Annotated in this window: 1 protein-coding gene; it reads left to right on the forward strand. The window is 53.0% G+C overall.

Annotated elements, in window-relative coordinates; genetic code table 11:
• Positions 1-8: 8 nt before the first annotated feature.
• Positions 9-1421, forward strand: a 1413-nt coding sequence (locus CPT76_RS35210) for a polyketide synthase dehydratase domain-containing protein (RefSeq protein ID WP_374954764.1), incomplete at its 3' end; no start/stop codon positions are given.

Consider the following 1421-nt stretch of genomic DNA (forward strand, 5'->3'; position numbering starts at 1 on the left):
TTCGACAGCTGTCGGACTTCATGGCTGAGCACAAAAAAACGCCGCTTGCCGACATCAGCTACACGCTGCTGCTGGGGAGAAAGCATTTGAACCATAGGTTTGCCTGTGTGGTCAAATCGGAAGTAGAGCTACAATCACTCCTTCATGGGTGGCTGTCAGGTGGTCATCTGCAGCAGCAAGTCTTTACGGCTTCCTTTCAGGAAAACGAACGCAGCGAGAGGCTGACTCTAAAAAGATACGGAAATCAATGCATCCATGAGCTGCAGGGCATTCATGATCCGGACGAGTATATGGAACGCCTGACGGCCGTAGCAGAGCTTTTCGTACAAGGCTATGTTCTGGATATCGAGGCTTTGTTCCAAGGGACCGGGCATACCGTTGTCTCGCTTCCGTCGTATCCATTCGAAAAAGGAAGATACTGGATTTCGGAAACTTCCAAGGAACGGGAAGCAGCGCGGCGACTGCATCATCCATCCGGATCTCCTTTAGAGCGCCACCCGCTGCTGCACGACAATGTATCTGATTTGTCCGGTGTAAAATTCCGTTCCCTCATAACCGGAGATGAGGATTACCTGATCAAGCTTCAGGAAAAAGGAGGTTACCGTCTTCCTGGAGGAGCATGCCTGGAAATGGCGAGAGCAGGTGCCGCGCTGTCGTCCAATAGTTTGAAACTGCCGGCTGAGGACATCGTTCTTAGGGGCGTGGCATGGTCCAAACCGCTAGATCTGGTGCAGGATGGTGTCACCTTGGAACTGGAGCTGTTTGCCGAAGAGGACCAGACCCTCGCTTATGAAATTCGGGCACAGCCGCTGGCTGAGAGTACCGAGCCCGAGCCCGTCGTACTCAATCAAGGGTCGGTTCTTTGGGAGACGGTCCCGGAAGAGCGCGCAGATCTTTCGACGATTCAAGCCCGCTGCTCCATCCAAACCTGGACGAAACAGGAGTGGTACCGTTCATTTGAAACATCCGATATCCGCTATGCGCCCGAACAGCGGATTATCGAGAGCGTATGGGGCGGAGACGGGAAGGCGCTGGCTAAAATTTCGGCTGACTGCTTGACGAATGACCAAGAGCACCGAATGGTGCTTCATCCCATCGTTTTGGATCAAGCCCTTCAGCTAGCTTGCGCGATCGATTGGACCACGGTGAATCCGCTGGGCGAACCGATTCGCTTTCGTGCGGCTTCTCTTCCGATCACCGCTGCAGAAATTCGAATCAAGGACACGGGTGCCCACGCCATGTGGGTTTACGTCTCGCTAAGCGAACAGGATGGCGGTTTCAGTGAGACGCGGACGATTGATTTGGACCTATATGATTCAAATGGAACTTTGTGTGCGCGATTCAGTCATTTGACGGTGAAAATGCCTGAGCGGGATTTCCGTTCCGCCGTAACAATTTCAGAAAATGGGAGAGATGAGAAG

This window comes from Paenibacillus sp. AR247, assembly GCF_002968895.1.
GTDB classification, from domain to species: Bacteria; Bacillota; Bacilli; order Paenibacillales; family Paenibacillaceae; genus Paenibacillus_AQ; species Paenibacillus_AQ favisporus.